The sequence below is a fragment of the Ideonella sp. BN130291 genome (assembly GCF_036231905.1).
GTDB lineage: Bacteria > Pseudomonadota > Gammaproteobacteria > Burkholderiales > Burkholderiaceae_C > CAMLIZ01.
In genome coordinates, this window is sequence record NZ_JAZARE010000005.1 from 381,037 (window position 1) to 395,425 (window position 14,389).

The 14,389-nt window shown below is 69.7% G+C and carries 13 protein-coding genes and 1 tRNA gene; 3 read left to right on the plus strand and 11 right to left on the minus strand.

Annotation, left to right across the window (positions count from 1 at the left end; genetic code table 11):
* Window positions 1-5 precede the first annotated feature (5 nt).
* The gene (locus VPH43_RS13185) at window positions 6-1,841 is read right to left on the minus strand and encodes a DUF885 domain-containing protein (RefSeq protein WP_328578166.1); all 1,836 of its coding nucleotides are present in this window, start codon (window positions 1,839-1,841) and stop codon (window positions 6-8) included.
* Between the two features lie 122 nt (window positions 1,842-1,963).
* Here VPH43_RS13185 and VPH43_RS13190 point away from each other — a divergent pair, with 122 nt between their 5' ends.
* Window positions 1,964-2,854 carry a LysR substrate-binding domain-containing protein gene (locus VPH43_RS13190; protein ID WP_328578167.1) on the plus strand — a complete coding sequence of 297 codons (891 nt, stop codon included), beginning with the start codon at window positions 1,964-1,966 and terminating at the stop codon, window positions 2,852-2,854.
* Between the two features lie 4 nt (window positions 2,855-2,858).
* Here VPH43_RS13190 and VPH43_RS13195 read toward each other — a convergent pair whose 3' ends face one another.
* From VPH43_RS13195 to VPH43_RS13210, 4 genes are all read right to left on the minus strand, one after another.
* Entirely contained in the window at window positions 2,859-3,449 is a 591-nt protein-coding gene (locus VPH43_RS13195; protein WP_328578168.1) for a DUF3501 family protein, read from the minus strand.
* Between the two features lie 14 nt (window positions 3,450-3,463).
* On the minus strand, window positions 3,464-4,810 hold the full coding sequence (locus tag VPH43_RS13200; protein ID WP_328578169.1) for a (Fe-S)-binding protein: 1,347 nt from the start codon (window positions 4,808-4,810) through the stop codon (window positions 3,464-3,466).
* A 149-nt stretch (window positions 4,811-4,959) separates the two neighbouring features.
* Window positions 4,960-5,382 (minus strand): rubrerythrin family protein, encoded by a 423-nt coding sequence (locus VPH43_RS13205; protein WP_328578258.1) that lies wholly within the window; start codon window positions 5,380-5,382, stop codon window positions 4,960-4,962.
* Window positions 5,383-5,498: 116 nt separating this feature from the next.
* Window positions 5,499-6,353, minus strand: coding sequence for an alpha/beta hydrolase (locus VPH43_RS13210; protein ID WP_328578170.1), 855 nt, complete (start codon window positions 6,351-6,353; stop codon window positions 5,499-5,501).
* Window positions 6,354-6,452: 99 nt separating this feature from the next.
* Here VPH43_RS13210 and VPH43_RS13215 point away from each other — a divergent pair.
* Window positions 6,453-6,528, plus strand: a tRNA-Ala gene (locus VPH43_RS13215).
* Between the two features lie 172 nt (window positions 6,529-6,700).
* Window positions 6,701-7,852 (plus strand): hypothetical protein, encoded by a 1,152-nt coding sequence (locus VPH43_RS13220; RefSeq protein WP_328578171.1) that lies wholly within the window; start codon window positions 6,701-6,703, stop codon window positions 7,850-7,852.
* Here VPH43_RS13220 and VPH43_RS13225 read toward each other — a convergent pair.
* The 6 genes from VPH43_RS13225 to VPH43_RS13250 all read right to left on the minus strand — a co-directional run bounded on the left by VPH43_RS13225 (window position 7,826) and on the right by VPH43_RS13250 (window position 14,389).
* Entirely contained in the window at window positions 7,826-8,092 is a 267-nt protein-coding gene (locus VPH43_RS13225) for a VF530 family protein (RefSeq protein WP_328578172.1), read from the minus strand. The genes VPH43_RS13220 and VPH43_RS13225 overlap by 27 nt on opposite strands.
* A 49-nt stretch (window positions 8,093-8,141) precedes the next feature.
* Window positions 8,142-8,474 (minus strand): hypothetical protein, encoded by a 333-nt coding sequence (locus VPH43_RS13230; protein WP_328578173.1) that lies wholly within the window; start codon window positions 8,472-8,474, stop codon window positions 8,142-8,144.
* A 35-nt stretch (window positions 8,475-8,509) separates the two neighbouring features.
* Window positions 8,510-8,815, minus strand: a complete 306-nt coding sequence (locus VPH43_RS13235; protein ID WP_328578174.1) for a hypothetical protein — start codon at window positions 8,813-8,815, stop codon at window positions 8,510-8,512.
* A 9-nt stretch (window positions 8,816-8,824) separates the two neighbouring features.
* Window positions 8,825-9,445 (minus strand): hypothetical protein, encoded by a 621-nt coding sequence (locus VPH43_RS13240; RefSeq protein WP_328578175.1) that lies wholly within the window; start codon window positions 9,443-9,445, stop codon window positions 8,825-8,827.
* Between the two features lie 89 nt (window positions 9,446-9,534).
* On the minus strand, window positions 9,535-11,580 hold the full coding sequence (locus VPH43_RS13245) for a YadA family autotransporter adhesin (RefSeq protein WP_328578176.1): 2,046 nt from the start codon (window positions 11,578-11,580) through the stop codon (window positions 9,535-9,537).
* Between the two features lie 106 nt (window positions 11,581-11,686).
* Window positions 11,687-14,389 carry a serine/threonine-protein kinase gene (locus tag VPH43_RS13250; protein WP_328578177.1) on the minus strand — a complete coding sequence of 901 codons (2,703 nt, stop codon included), beginning with the start codon at window positions 14,387-14,389 and terminating at the stop codon, window positions 11,687-11,689.

The following is a 14,389-nucleotide window of genomic DNA, read 5'->3' on the forward strand; positions in this document are numbered from 1 at the left end:
AACGTTTAGGTCGCCGTCGCTCGGCGTGCGCGCTCCCAGAACGCACGCATCGCCTGGAACGGCACGTTGCCGCTGCGCAGCACGAAGTCGTTGAAGTCACGCACATCGAAGCCGGGGGCCTTCCTGGCCTCGTCGCGCAGCGCCAGCAGTTCGTGCAGGCCCGTCATGTAGCCGCAGGCCTGGCCCGGTTTGGCGCAGTAGCGGTCGATCTCACCGTGCATCGACGCGGGGGTACGGCCGGTGCTCTCCACCATGTAGTGCACGGCCTGTTGATGGGTCCAGCCGAAGGCGTGCAGGCCGGTGTCCACCACCAGCCGCGCCGCGCGCATCTGCATGGCCTGAAGGTAGCCGAGCCGGCCCAGCGGGTCGTCGGCATACCAGCCCTGCTCGTCGGCAAGCTGCTCGGCATACAAGGCCCAGCCTTCCGAGCTGGCGTTGAAGCGGATCAGCGAGCGCACCAGCGGCCAGGGCGTGTGCTCGATGCCGTACGCCTCCTGCCAGGCATGGCCTGGCAAGGTCTCGTGGTAGGTGAGCGTGGGCAAGGCCCAGCGCGGCCAGTCGGCCGTGTCGCGCAGGTTGAGGTAGTAGCGTGAAGGCCGCGAGCCGTCCTGCGAGCCCGCCACCATGTAGGCGCCCGCGGCGCCGGCTTCGATGTCCGGCGGCACGCGCAGGATGGTCACCGGCGCCTTCATGGTCAGTTTCGACAAGGTGCCGATGCGCTCCCGCGCACGAGCCAGCAGCGCGTTGGCATGGGCGATGAGCTGGGCGCGGCCGGCCTCGGTCGAAGGGAAACGGTGCGCCGGGTCGCGCGTGAGCGCCAGCAGCCGCTGGGCGATGGAGCCCTGCGTGAGGCCCGCGGCGCGCAGGCCGGCGTCGATGCGCGCGCCCAGGTCCCGTGTCAGCGCCAGGCCCAGGCGATGGATCTCGCCCGCCGTCGACGTGCCGCAGGTCGAGACCTCCAGGAACCAGGCGTAGGACGCCTCCCCACCGGGCAGGCGGCTGACACCTCCCTCGGCCGGCGCCTGGGCGATCAGCGCTTTTGCGGCATCGCGCTGGCGTCGCAGTGCCGGACGCCATTGGCGCTCGACCACCCGCGCGGCACGGCGTGCGGCATCGTTCGCGTCGAGCTCCGCCGCACGCGCGCGCCTGGCCAGCGACTGCACCAGCTCGGATTCAGCCGCCGGCGGTTTCAGCGCCGCGTCCTGCTGGCGCACGATGAGCTCGAGCATGAAGGCAGGCGGTGTCGCGCCGCGGGCGTGGTCGGCCTGCAGGCGCTCGGTCTCTCCGTCCAGCGCCATGGCGAACGCGCCGAGCCGCTCGATGTAGGCGTCGATGTCGGCGCGGGTGGTGACGGGATGCTCGTTGACGAGGTGATCGGTGTCCTCGCTGAAGGCTCCGGTCATCTGTGTGATGGCATAGGGCGACCAAGTCTGGGACATCGTTGCCTGCAGCACCCGGTGCCCGGTATCGAACCTGGCGCCCTTAGCAGCAAGTGCATGCGCATGGAGGGTTGCATCCAGGGTCAGCAGCGCCTCGTTGTCCAGGCTCTGGCGCTCGACCGAGCGCAGCAGCGCCAGGCGTTCCGCGCAGCGGCGCTGCTGGCCCGCCATGCCCTCGGCGCTGCGGTCGTCCAGCTGGTAGCGCAGGCTGGCACGCGCGCCGCTGTCCAGGCCGAGGGCGGTTGCCTGCTGCGGATAGTCCTCCAGCATCTCTTGCGCACAGCGCTCCAGCACGTCGTGCAGCGCCGGTGCCGGGCGCCGCCCCCACCCGAGTGCCGGCGTAGCGGCCGCCAGGGCGGCGGTGCGGGTGATCAGGTCGCGTCGGCTCATCATCATCGTCATGCGTGTCCTTTGTGAAGAGGCACCAGTGCGCGCGCGCAGTGGTGGACAAGCAGCCGATTCTGTAGAGTGCCCGCCACCGCATCCAGCGCACGAATCGAGCACGAGCTGTGAAGAAAACTCACATGACGATGGATCCACCCAGCCTGCCACCTTTGGACGGCCTGAGGGTGGCCGTGCTGGCGGCGCGCATGGGCTCGTTCAGCGCTGCAGCCCAGTCGCTCGGCCTGACCCATGGCGCGGTGAGCCGCCGGGTGGCCTCGGTTGAAAGCTGGCTGGGCACGCCACTGTTCACGCGCGCCGGCCGCGGCGTGACGCTGACACCCGAAGGCCAGCGGCTGATCCGCACGGCCGAGCAGGCGATGGACGCGATCGGCCGCTGCGCCGAGCAGTGGCGCCCGCACCGTGGCCTTCAAACGGTGAAGGTCAGCGTGGTGCCGTCGCTCGCACGCCTGTGGTTGCTGCCGCGCATGCGCGCGCTGCAGGGCGAGCCCGCCGACCTGCGCATCGACCTGGACGTGGAGCACAGCCTGGCGGATGTGCAAGGCGGCCAGGTGGACCTGGCCATCCGCTATGGCAGCACGCCCGGGGAGGGGCTGGATGCGTGTGTGCTGATGCGCGAGCGGCTGTTGCCGGTGGCTTCACCCGAGCTTGCGGGCAGCCTGGGTGCGCGCCCCAAGGCCGCCGAGCTTCACCGGCTGCCGCTGGTCCATGACTCCGACCTGCGGCAATGGCAGCTGTGGTTCGCCGACACCGGCCTGCGCGTGCGCCCGCGCGGCCTGGACCGCCGCTTCGAGGACTACGACCTGGTGCTGCTGGCCGCGGAACAGGGCCTGGGCGTGGCGCTGGCCCGCCTGCCGATCGCCCAGGCCTGGCTGGACGCCGGCCGGCTGGTGCCGGTGAGCACACGCCGCATCGACAACCCGCTGGCGCACCAGCTGGTGCTGCGACGCGGCGAATCCCGCGAAGCAGTGCTGGAGGCCGCGCGCCGGCTGCGGCGCCTGGCCGGAGCCTGAAGCTTCAGCCGGCGGGCGTTTGCAGGTCGCCGGCCAGCAGCGCCAGCGTGTCCGGCGGGATCGCCACGTGGGCCGGGTAGGCGGTATGGTCGCAGCCCAGCTTGACCGCGGCGCCCGCCCTCACCGCCTGCCTGGCTGCCGGGGGAAACTCGAAGCGCAGGAAGTGCACCGACGAGGTTTTTTCGGCGTTCTCGCGGTCCAAGTCCTCGTCGGCAATGGCGTAGATGCGCGGGTGGCCTTCCACCTCCACGAACATGCGGTCCTCCACGCCGATCAGGCGCGCGAGCTCGCGCTTGCGCTCATGCACGTCGGGGTACTCCAGCAGCATGGTGGCCTTCCAGTTGCTGCCGTCGGGCACCAGCGGCGCATAGGCCTCGATCTCCTGCTGGATGCCCTCCTCCTCGAAGATGCGCTCCACGCGCAGCATCTCCTGGATCTGGTACCGGATGGTCTGCTCGTCCTCGAACTGCACGCTCATGTGCTCGCCCAGGCTCACGGTGCGGGCGCGCCGGTGCGCAATGATCTCGGCCTTGTGCGCCTTGCGGTGCTTGGCGTAGGCCTCCAGCGTCATCAGGCTGTCGGGGGTGATGGTCATGGACGGTGCCTCCTTCAGATGCCGTAAGCCTGGCGCATCAGGCTCAAGGGGTGCTGCAGGGCCTTGGGCGCCTGCCCCGCCTGCTGCATGCCCTGCGCGATGTGGTGGCCGGCCAGCGCGCAGTCGCTGCTGATCACGTCGGGCTCGTCCTTGGCCATGGCCTTGAACACGGGGCGGCCGATCTTCATGGCGGCCGGATGGGTGGGCGTTTTCACGCCATAGGTGCCGGCATGGCCGGAGCAGCGCTCCACCACGTTGAGCGTCACGTTCACGTGCATGCCGATCAGCTTGAACATCTCCTCGGTCTTGCGGCCGATGTTCTGCACCCGGCCGTGGCAGGGGATGTGGTAACTCACCTTGCCCAGCGGGTTGCGGAAATCGGTTTTGAGCAGGCCGTCCCGGTAGCGGCCCACCAGATATTCGAAGGGATCGAACATCGCCTCCTTCACCGCCTGCGTGTCGGTGCAGCCGGGGAACATCAGCGGCAGCTCCTGCTTGAACATCAGCGTGCAGCTGGGCACGGGCGTGACGATGGCGTAGCCCTCTTTTGCGTACCGCGCCAGCACGGGGATGTTGGCCTCCTTGTGCTTGGCCACCGATTCCAGATCACCCAGCTCGAACTTGGGCATGCCGCAGCACTGCTCCTTCTCGACCAGCACGTAGGGAATGTCGTTGTGCTCCAGCAGTTGCACCAGGTCGCGCCCGATGCCCGGCTCGTTGTAGTTGACGTAGCAGGTGCTGTAGATGGCCACCTTGCCGGGTGTGCGCTGGCCGTTGGTGACGGTGGTGGCCTGGCCGCGCTTGGGCACGCTCCAGCGGAAGCGCTGCTTCGCCAGCTCGGGCAGCCAGGCTTCGGGGTGCACGTGCAGCGCCTTGTCCATCAGCTTGCGGGCTGGCTTGGTGCGATTGACCGCGTTGGCCACCTGCACCACCACGGGAATGCCGGCGAACTGGCCGTGCACGTCGGTGGAGGCCAGGAACCGCTCGCCCCTGCTCACGCCGCCGGCCTTGAACTTGATGGCCTTGGCGCGCAGCATGGTGTGCGGGAAGTCCACCTGCCAGGGATGCGGCGGCACATAGGGGCACTTGGCCATGTAGCACAGGTCGCACAGGTAGCAGTGGTCCACCACCTTCCAGTAGTCATCCCGCTTCACGCCGTCCACCTCGCCGGTGGGGCCTTCGTCCACCAGGTCGAACAGGGTGGGGAAGCTCTGGCACAGGCTCACGCAGCGGCGGCAGCCATGGCAGATGTCGAAGATGCGGTGCATCTCGTCGAAGGCCGCCTGCTCGTCGTAGAACTGCGGGTTGTTCCAGTCAATCGGGTGCCGGGTGGGCGCTTCGAGGTTGCCTTCTCGAGTCATGGGACCCCTCGTCCGCAGAGTACTGCGGCCGGTCCCCCGAGGGGACGCCGGCCGGCTTGGGAGCGGCCCGGCGCTCGGCCGGCACGCACCCCCGTTAAACATGAACAAAGGGGCCTCGCGAGCCCCTTGTGTCGTGCGGATGCCGGGTGTCAGTCCACCAGCGCGTCCAGCGCCTTCTGGTAGCGGTTGGCGTGCGAGCGCTCGGCCTTGGCCAGCGTCTCGAACCAGTCGGCGATCTCGTCGAAGCCTTCGTCGCGCGCCTGCTTGGCCATGCCGGGGTACATGTCGGTGTACTCGTGGGTTTCGCCGGCCACGGCGGCCTTGAGGTTGTCGCGCGTGGGGCCGATCGGCAGGCCGGTGGCCGGGTCACCCACCTGCTCCAGGAACTCCAGGTGGCCGTGGGCGTGGCCGGTCTCGCCCTCGGCGGTGGAGCGGAACAGCGCCGCCACGTCGTTCTGGCCCTCGATGTCGGCCTTGTTGGCGAAGTAGAGGTAGCGGCGGTTGGCCTGCGATTCGCCGGCAAAGGCGTCCTTGAGGTTCTGCTCTGTCTTCGATCCCTTCAAGCCCATGATGGTCTCCTGGTGGTGGTGAGATGAAGCGCGCCGCGACGGGCCGCAGCGTCAACGACGGTAGCGCAGCGAACGGTGGCCTAGCAAGAGAAACCTTCAATGCGCCGAATAGACGCCCGCTATGCCCTGCCAGGCAGCTCCAGCAGGTCCAGCGCCAGGCGGTGCAACCGGGCGGTGGGGTTGGCCAGCTCGCGCAGCACGGTGAAGTGGTGCGCCCCGGGCAGTTCCTCGCACACCGGCACCGCCTTGGCCCCCCAGGCTTCGCGGATCAGCCGGGTCTGGCGCCGGAATTCGTCGCTCTCGTCGGCGCCCACCACGGCGCAGAAGCGGCCCTTGGGCGCGGGGAACCCCGCCGGGCTCAGCTTGCGCACCGACTCCGGCGCGAGGCGCAGGTCGCCCCGCAGGAACGGCGTGCTGGCGATCGGCGCCAGGTCATACAGGCCGGAGATGCCGAGCGCGCTACGCACCGCCTGGGGCGGCAGGCCGAGGGCGCGCCAGTTGCAGCTGAGCAGCATGGCAGCCAGGTGCCCACCCGCCGAATGGCCGGCCACCACGACGCGCCGCGGGTCGCCGCCGTACAGCTCGGCATGGCGCACCGTCCAGGCAACCGCCTGCACCAGCTGCAAGGCGATCGTCTCGATGGTGACGGCGGGGCAGAGGTCGTAGTTGGGCATCACCACCATGGCGCCGTCGGCCACGAAGGAGGCGGCCAGGAACGACTGGTCCGACTTGTCGAAAGCCCGCCAGTAGCCGCCGTGGATGAACAGCAGCACCGGCGCCTTGTGGCGCGGGGAAGTGAACACGTCCAGTGTCTGCCGCGGCCCGTCGCCGTAGCGCAGGTCCAGCCGGCGCGACGACCGCTCCCGGGTGAGCGCCGACGCCTGGCGCCAGCGCTCGAAGATGCGCTCATGGTCGGGCACCAGCGCCCGGTTGTTGTACTGCGAATCCAGCCACTCGGGGGTCTGTTTGGCCATGCGTTCCTCCAGCTGCGCGGTGCTGGTTTCTACCCTGCGCCGCGCTGCGCCGCCAGAGCGAAATCGCGTGGAAATGTGCTGCTAGAATCCGCCGCTGTCGGGGACGTAGCTCAGCTGGGAGAGCGTCGCGTTCGCAATGCGAAGGTCGGGAGTTCGATCCTCCTCGTCTCCACCACGACAACGATGCAAAACGGCCCCTCTCAGGGCCGTTTTGCTTTGCCGGGCCCCGCGCCTGCCTGCCCCGCCCTTCTACAAACCGAAGCAGCTCCGGCCCACGGCCGGGCCTAAACTGGCCGACGGCCGCACAAGAGGCGCCCGTCGGCACCCGGCGGCTCAGGGAGCTCATCATGGCGTTTCACCTAAAACGGCGCGTGCTGGCGGCTGCCGCTGCGTTCACCTTGGGCGCAGCCTCGGTGGCCCAGGCCACCCCGCTGTACAGCGTCACGCAGATCAGCGGACCAAGCCAGTGGGGTACCACTGCGCAGGCTGCCGTGAACAATCTGGGCCAGGTGGCCTGGGCTTACATCCCCAGCAGTTCGACCAACCTGTCCGACGGGGTGTCTTATCTGTTCACGCCGGGCGTTGGCAATACATCGCTCGGGCCAGCGCACTTCTGGGCGTCCGATCTGAACGATGGCGGCCTGGCAGTTGGGGCGGTGTACGGAAGCCTTTCCGAGTCGCACGCGGCGGCGCTGAACACCCGAACCGGCCAGTTCACGCAGCTGTCCAGCGACGTCGGGTACGCCAGCATGGTGAACAACCGGGGCGATGTGGTTGGTAGCCGCTATGTCCCAGGCGACGGCCCGCAGTTTGTGTCGCGTGCCACGTTGTATCGGCAGGACGGTACCTTCGTGGACCTGCAGGGCGACCTGTTTTCAGGCAAGTCCACCTTCGTCTCGGGGATCAACGACGCCGGCCAGATCTTGCTGTCTGCCAGCTTCTTCGGGCCTTTCCACAACGCGGTAGGCACGGTCGACGGCGGCTTCACCCCGTTGCCCGAGCCTACGGGGGTGCTGGGCGTCGCCGCAGGCCGGGGCCTGGCCGAGAACGGCAGCTTCACCGGCGCGATTCAAACGGTGGACGAGCGCGGCTTCATTTCCTATCACGCGTTCATCTACCAAGATGGTCAGTACGAGATGCTGCCCGAGCAGCCAGGCACGGAATACAGTTCCGGCCGAGCCCTGAACGACGCTGGCGTGGTGGTGGGAAATTGGTCCGACAACAGCGCCTTCGTGTATTCGCGCAGCACCGGCGCTGTGCCGCTGACGGGTTTGCTGTCGGCCGACTGCTCCATCAGCAGGGTGGAGGACATCAGTGACAGCGGCTACATCGCAGCGGTGGGCCGCTGCGGCGGCACCGGTGAGGGGCTGCTGCTGCTGTCGCCCGTCACCGCGCCAGTGCCCGAGCCTGCACAGCCAATGCTGCTGGCGCTCGGCCTGGCGGCCTTGCCCGTGGCGCTGCGCCGGCGTCCGTCACTCGCGCGGCGAACCAGCTCCTGACCGCCGCAGCTCCCGCTGCATGAAGAGGTACAGGCTCTCCACCTTCTCACGCGCCCAGGGCGTCTTGCGCAGGAACTTCAGGCTGGAGGCGATGCTGGGGTCGGTGGTGAAGCACCGCACCGGCACGCATTCGGCCAGGCGGCGCCAGCCGTAGTGCGCCACCAGCGCGGTGACGATGTGCTCCAGGGTCAGGCCGTGCAAGGGGTTGCGCGGCTGGGCCGGCGGGGGAGGTGCGGACATGCGGCAATTGTCACGCCGCACGCCCCGCACCGGCTTCAAGCCGCCTTCGTCAGCCGGGGCACCGCCCCTGGTGCATCAGGCCGAAGATGCGCTTGCCGCGGGCGTTCAACTCGTCCAGTTGTTTCACCAGCGGGCGGATCTTGTTGTAGGTGTTGTTGTCCACGTTGGCTTTCCATTCGTCGAGGTTCTTCAGGTCCTTGCCCTTGGGCATGTACTTCATCAGCTGGGACCGTTTGGCCTTGGCTTCGGCCGCCACTTCGTTGAAGTCCTTCTTCCAGCGCTTGCAGGCTTCGGCGTCGGCCTGGGCGAAGGCGGCGTGCGAAAGGGCCGAGAAGAGCACCGCGGCGAACACGGCACGGCCATGGGTGGGAATGCGGCGCATCGGCGTTCTCCCTTTGGATGTGGATGTGCTGGCCATCACAGGTCTGTCCACACCTTGATGTGGGTGTGCCCGATGTTCGTCACTTCCATGATGGCGCCCACGTACTGAAAGCGCAGTTCCTTGATCTCGTGGGGTTTCAGCTCGCCCTCCCACGGCTGGTAGAACGACGGCCCCAGGAGCTTGCGGCTGAGGTCGGTGACCCCGGTGCCGACCGGCCTGACACGTGCCTTGCCCGTGTACCGCTCGTCCAGGTTCTGGATGAACACCAGGGTGGCGCCATTGAAGGCCAGGGTGCCGAGGCGCACGCTCTCGCCTGCGCCGATTTCTGTTGGCTTTGACATGCTTGCTCCTCAGGCTTCGGTGGGGGAGTCAGCCTCCCGGAACTGCACACGCACGGGGATCACTTCGGACGAGCGCCCCAGCACTTCCGACACGAGCTCGTACGAGGCCTTGCCGAAGCGGCGGCGCTCGAGCTGGATGGCCTCCACCACCTGCCAGAAGAAGTAGAGGTAGCCGCCGCGCAGCTTCTGCGTCATCTCCACCGTGCGGCTGGCAGTCTGCTTGAAGGTGCCCTTGTCGGTGAGCTCCAGGCCGTATTCGATCTCGCCGGTGATCTTGGCGATGTCCGGGTAGCCCAGCTCGAAGCCCAGCTTCGCGGTCAGGCTGGACTTGCGCTCGCTGCTCAGCTCGAACTCCGACCCCGAGGTCACGGTGATGGTCTTCTCGATGTCCTCCTCGATCCGTTCGTAGTGGGTCACCTCCCACCAGCGGCTGCGTGTCATGCGGTAGTGCGACACCTGTTCGCGCTTGGCGCGCTGAAGCGCCTCGCGTTCCTTGAGCGCGTCCGGGTGGTAGGTGGGCAGGTCCTCGAACGCGAACATCGGGTCCCGCACGGCGTCGATCGCCGAAATGATGACCGGGGCGCCGATCGGCTCGGGCGCGGATCGCTCGGGCAGGTGTTGCAGCGACATGTCAGGCGGTGCAAAACGCCTGAACGCTTGTAGGGCCATGGTGTTTTCTCCCTTTCTTCGTTGATGAACGGCTCGGGGCGCGCGGCCCCTCACCACTGCACGCCGGTCTGCACTCGCGCGCCGACCTGCGAGCCCTTGTTGCCGGACACCGCCACGCTGGCGCCGACGTTCCAGCGCTCGGTGGCCTGGTAGGCGAAGGCCACGCCGAGGGCGGACTCGCCGGCAAAGTGACCCAGCGCAGCGCCCAGCCACTTGCGGCCGGCCGCCAGCTGCGGCAGCGACGGCATGGCCATGGCCTGCGCCACGCCGCGGGCGGCAAAGCGGCGGATGTCGCTGCCGGTGGCTTCCAGTTGCGCCACGTTGACCGCGTCGGTGGGCGCCGTGCCGGCGGCCACGTTGGTGATCTGGCGCTGCCCACCAGCACCGCCGTGGCCCACGCTCACGGTGTTGGGCCGGTCGGCCACCGCGCCCTGCCCCAGCGCCACCGAGTTGCTGGCACTGGCCAGCGTGTTGGCGCCCAGTGCCACCGCGTTGTCGCCGCTGGCCACCGCGTTGCTGCCGATCGCGGTGGTGGGGTCGGCCAGTGCCTGCGCACCGGCGCCGATGGCCACCGATCCCGCAAAGAGCGCGCGCGATCCCTGGCCGATCGCCTGCGCGCCGTCGCCTTGGGCCTGTGCGTCGATGCCCACCGCCACCGCGCCGGTGCCGCTGGCGCTGGCCGCAGCCTGGCCCTGCACGGCGCACTGCAAGGCACCGTTCACCGCCGTGCACACACCCAGCTGGCCGTTGACCACGGCCTGCAGCTGCACCGCCTGCTGGCTGATCTGCGCGCCCTGCTGCTCGATCGCCGTGGTGTGCTGCGTGAGCAGGGTGCCTTGCTGCGTGATCGCCGATTCATGCCGGGCGATGGCCGTGCCGTGTTCCGCGATCGACGAGCCGTGCTGGGCCAGCGTGGCCTGCTGCTGGCTGAGCTGCTGGGTGTGGGTGTCGATCGCGCCGGCGTGCTGCGCCAGCATCGCGGCCTGGCCGGCGATCTGGCCGCCCTGCTGCCCCACTTGCTGCTGCACTTGCGTGAGCGCGTTGCCCTGTTGAGTGACCTGCGCGTCCACCTGGGTGATGCGCGCATCCTGCTGCGCGGCCTGGGCGCTCAGCTGCGACACCTGCTGGCTCACCTGGCCGATCTGGGTGGCCTGCGTGGCGCTGGCCGCCAGCGCCGAGTTGGCCGTGGACTGCACCGCGAACAACTGGGCGCCGTTGACGGCCTGGTTGGAGCTGGCGTTCACCGCGCCCGCGCTCACGCCGGAGACCAGGCCGGCGGCCGTGATGCCGACGCCGTTGTTGTTGATGCCGCGCACGCTGGCCACACCGGTGGCTTCGATGTTGGCAACGTGGATCAGGCTGCGCTGGAAGCTGGCATTGCCGAGGGACACCACGCCGTTGCGGCCGTCATCATTGCTGCTCGCCCCCAGCGCCACCGAGCCGTCCCCCGAGCTGGTGGCCGATGTACCGATCGCCGCCGAATTGGCGGCGCTGGCCGCCGTGCCGGCCCCCACGGCCACACTTTGCACGCCGGTGGCGTTGCTCACCATGCCGAGCGCGGTGGCGTTGACGCCGGCCGCGTTGCTGCTCGCGCCCAGCGCGGTGGCGCTGGTGGCTCCGGCACTGCTGTTGCGTCCCAGCGCGGTGGCGCCGTCGCCGGCGGCGTTGCTCTGGGCGCCGGCCGCCAGGCTGGCCACGCCGCTGGACACGCTGTCCTGCCCCACGGCCACGGTGGCCATGCCGGTGGCCTGCGCATTGCGCCCGGCGGCCACGGACGATGAACCCGAAGCGGTCGCATGCGTGCCGATGGCCGTGCTGGAGCCGCTGGCCGCAGTGGCGGCCGGGCCCACCGCCACGTTGGACTGGCAATCGCCCTGCGCCACGTTGGAGGCCGTGCTGAACGCGGTGTAGGCGCCCGGATCGGTGCTGCTGTACTGGGTGCCGCCGGCACAGGTGTTGGGGTTGGTCAGGTCGGCCAGCGCGGGCGTGACGAGGGCCGCGTTGGCCAGCAACAAGGCCGCGGAGGCGATCGGCAGCCGCACCAGGCGGCTGGGGTGGCGGGCGACGCCGTCGTGTTGACGGGAACTGCGGTTCATGGGCTCCTCCTGATGGATCGACAAGTGGGTTGGCGGCCCGGACGCGGCCGCTTACTTGTCAATACGCAATCAGGAGGGGCGGCCTATCACCGCCCGCACAAAATTCTCAGAACAGCGCGCCGCCGAGGGATCCCTGCACGGTGGAGGCGGGGGCAGCGTTAGTTCCCATCCTCATGGCCAGGGCCCGGCGCGCCGCCTGTGCACCCGCCGTGTCCGGGCCGCCTTGCCGGAGCCAAGCAGCCAGGTAGCCTTGCACCTGGTCCAGCGGCACGCCGCGCGGCATGCCGGGCGGGCGAAGCTGCGCCGCCCGCTCCAGCGCCGGGCCGGCCGCGGCGTCGCCTTGCAGCAGCAGGGTGTACGCCAGGTCGAGCTGGGCCGACCAGGCGCGCGGGGACACCGGTTCGGCCAGCGCCTCGTAATACCCCACGTGGCGCCGCAGCCGCTGCGCACTGGCGGGCAGGTCGCCCCGCAGGCGGGCCAGCTCGCCCTCCAGCTGGTCCAGCCGGGCCGCCAGCTGCCGGTTGTGCGCCAGGTCCAGCGTGGTGTCGTCGCGCAGGCGCTGCAGGGCGTGGTCGGCAAGCCGGGCATCGTCCAGCAGCAGCCCGAGCCGGGCGATCTCCATCCACGCCTCGGTGCGGCGGTAGCCGAGCTGGCCCTGGGCCGCGTCCATTTCGGCCAGCAGTGCGTGCGCCTGGCTCACCAGCTCGGGCACCGGCTCGGCATGCGCCAGCGCAGCGGCCGGCAGCTTGAGCGCACGCAGCGGCAGCATCACGGCCGAATGCTGCACACCGGCCGCCGCGGCCGCCTGGTAGGCCGATTCGCGTTGCTGCAGCGCCTTGGCGAACTGCCCGGTCTCCAGGTAGTAGCGCGCCATCTCCGCATGCAGGCCCTCGGCGGTGTCGTTGCCCTTGCCGAGCACCCGGTTGATGTCGGCCAGCAGCTGCTGCGCCTGGGCCTCGATGTCGCCATAGTCGCCGATGCGGATGGGCAGCGCGATCAGGTTGCGGCGCATCGCAAACACCGAGCTGATGGCGCCGGGCGGCAAATGCGGCCAGTACTGCTGCGCCTGTTTCAGCAGGGCCAGGGCTTCGCGCAGCCGGCCCTGCTGCACGCGCAGCACCTGCTGCGAATTGAGGAACATCGCCCGCTCCTCGCTCCACTCGGTGAACAGGGCAAACGTGAGCCGGCGCGATGCGGTCATCGTGCGGTCGGCATCGTCCAGGCGCCCCAGGCGGCCATAGCAGTAGGCCAGCAGGCGCATCACCCGCTCATGCTGCCAGGACACGTCGCCAAACACCTCGGGCACCGCCGCGCGGATCGGCTCCAGCAGGGCCAGCGCCTTGTCAAAGGCCTGCAGCTGCGTCTGCACATGCGCCACCAGCAGCACCGACTCCAGCGTGCGTGCGTCGCCCGCGCCATACCGATGCCGCGCCAGCTGCAGCTGCTGCTCAGCCATCGGCAGCGCGATATCCGGCCGGTTGATGTCGCGGTAGGTGCTGGCCAGCACATGGCGCAGGCGCCACAGCGTGTCCGGCTCGGTGGCAAAGCGGCTGGCCAGCTCGGCCCGGCTGCGCTCCAGCAGCGCCAGCACGGTGGGCCAGTTGCCGCCGTGGTTGCTGGGGTTGGCCGAGGCCAGCATGTCGCTCAGGTAGCGGGTGACCTCGGCCGACTCGCGCGCCGCCTGCTCGGCACGTTGGCGCTGCCACAAAGCCACGCCCAGGCCGATGCTGAGCGCCAGCACCGTGGTGGTAGCTGCCAGCAGCAGCGGCCAGCGCCGGCGCAGCAGCTTGCGCAGCAGGTACAGCGGCTGGCCGACCATGGCCGAGACCGGCCGGTGCAGGCGATACCGCTGCAGGTCGGCAGCAAAGGCCTGCACCGAGAGGTAGCGCTGCTCAGGCTCCTCCCGCGTGGCCTTGGCGATCACGGCGGCGAGCTCCAGCCGATCCGCTGGCGGCAGCGCCAGCGGCTGCAGCAGTTCATCGAGCAGGCGCCCGAGGCTGTACACGTCGGTGGCCACGCCGGGCAGCCGGCCCGCGCGCTGCTCGGGGCTGGCGTAGCGCGGCGTCATGGCCACCGGTGCATCCGCGTCATCGGCCTGGCCCTGCAGCTGCGCGATGCCGAAGTCCAGCAGCTTCACCCGGCCTTCCGCATCCACCAGCACGTTGGACGGCTTGATGTCGCAGTGGATCACCAGGTGCCGGTGGGCATAGTCCACCGCCTCGCACACGCTGGCAAAGAGCGCCAGGCGCGCCGCCAGGCCGGCGCCGGCGCTGGCGCAATGGGTGTCCAGCGGCACGCCGTCCGCGTACTCCATCACCAGGAAGGGCTGGCCATCCGGCGTGGCGCCGCCGTCGAGCAGGCGCGCGATGTTGGGATGGTTCAGCGACGCGAGGATCTGGCGCTCGCGGGCCAGGCGCTCCAGCGCCTGCGGGGAGGACCAGCCGAGCAGCAGCTTCAGCGCCGCGCGTTGCTGGTAGTGGCCGTCGCTGCGTTCGGCCAGGAACACCCGGCCCATGCCACCACGGCCCAGCTCGCGCTGCAGCGTCCAGGCGCCGCAGCGGTCGCCCGGCTGCAGGCTGCTGCCCAGCACGCCGGCCGCCAGTGCCGCCACCGGTGCGCCGAAGCGGGTGTGCAGGGTGTCGTGGCGCAGCAGGTCCAGCACCTGCTCCACGGTGTCGGCCGCCGCGCCCATGCGCTGCAGGGCGGCGCGGGCCTCGTCGGCGCTGCCGCTGTCGCAGACCGCGTCGAACAGCGCCTTCAGGCGCTGGTAGTCGGTGCCCGGGTGCGGCTCGACGGTGCTAGAGTCCAT

What these genes read in the sequence shown, in the direction of transcription:
- VPH43_RS13185 (WP_328578166.1), bottom strand. Translation starts at nt 1,841, where the DNA reads ATGACGATGATGATGAGCCGACGCGACCTGATCACCCGCACCGCCGCC.
- VPH43_RS13190 (WP_328578167.1), top strand. Translation starts at nt 1,964, where the DNA reads ATGACGATGGATCCACCCAGCCTGCCACCTTTGGACGGCCTGAGGGTG.
- VPH43_RS13195 (WP_328578168.1), bottom strand. Translation starts at nt 3,449, where the DNA reads ATGACCATCACCCCCGACAGCCTGATGACGCTGGAGGCCTACGCCAAG.
- VPH43_RS13200 (WP_328578169.1), bottom strand. Translation starts at nt 4,810, where the DNA reads ATGACTCGAGAAGGCAACCTCGAAGCGCCCACCCGGCACCCGATTGAC.
- VPH43_RS13210 (WP_328578170.1), bottom strand. Translation starts at nt 6,353, where the DNA reads ATGGCCAAACAGACCCCCGAGTGGCTGGATTCGCAGTACAACAACCGG.
- VPH43_RS13220 (WP_328578171.1), top strand. Translation starts at nt 6,701, where the DNA reads ATGGCGTTTCACCTAAAACGGCGCGTGCTGGCGGCTGCCGCTGCGTTC.
- VPH43_RS13225 (WP_328578172.1), bottom strand. Translation starts at nt 8,092, where the DNA reads ATGTCCGCACCTCCCCCGCCGGCCCAGCCGCGCAACCCCTTGCACGGC.
- VPH43_RS13230 (WP_328578173.1), bottom strand. Translation starts at nt 8,474, where the DNA reads ATGCGCCGCATTCCCACCCATGGCCGTGCCGTGTTCGCCGCGGTGCTC.
- VPH43_RS13235 (WP_328578174.1), bottom strand. Translation starts at nt 8,815, where the DNA reads ATGTCAAAGCCAACAGAAATCGGCGCAGGCGAGAGCGTGCGCCTCGGC.
- VPH43_RS13240 (WP_328578175.1), bottom strand. Translation starts at nt 9,445, where the DNA reads ATGTCGCTGCAACACCTGCCCGAGCGATCCGCGCCCGAGCCGATCGGC.
- VPH43_RS13245 (WP_328578176.1), bottom strand. Translation starts at nt 11,580, where the DNA reads ATGAACCGCAGTTCCCGTCAACACGACGGCGTCGCCCGCCACCCCAGC.
- VPH43_RS13250 (WP_328578177.1), bottom strand. Translation starts at nt 14,389, where the DNA reads ATGGACTCTAGCACCGTCGAGCCGCACCCGGGCACCGACTACCAGCGC.